This is a genomic window from Gilvimarinus sp. 1_MG-2023 (assembly GCF_030548285.1).
This window is the reverse complement of record NZ_JAUOSC010001059.1, coordinates 1-269: the sequence shown is the minus strand read 5'-3', so window position 1 is coordinate 269 and position 269 is coordinate 1. Positions and strand designations below refer to the sequence as shown.

The 269-nt window shown below is 61.0% G+C and carries 1 protein-coding gene; it reads right to left on the bottom strand.

The annotated features are described in order from the left end of the window. On the bottom strand, nucleotides 1-242 hold a 242-nt coding region (locus tag Q4563_RS20115), incomplete at its 3' end, for a hypothetical protein (RefSeq protein ID WP_303605773.1). Between the last annotated feature and the right edge of the window lie 27 nt (nucleotides 243-269).

The window sequence follows — 269 nt, the reverse complement described above, 5'->3', positions numbered from 1 at the left end:
ACCGGTGACAGCATAACGTCCCGAATAAACGTGGTGGCCGCCCGAATATCAATGGCGGACGGCAAGACTGGAATAATCACCGCGTCACTTTGGCGGATGCGATCGCCAAGGGCATGGCCGGTCAGCCCGGCTGGTGTATCGATGATCATCATGGCGGTATTGCTCGGTACCCGCATTTCCCAACTGCGAGTGGCGGTCGTCTGGCTGCGGCGGGTGGCACAGACGCCGGTAATCGTGGGCAAGTGATGACCCCGCGCCTTGAGCCAGTC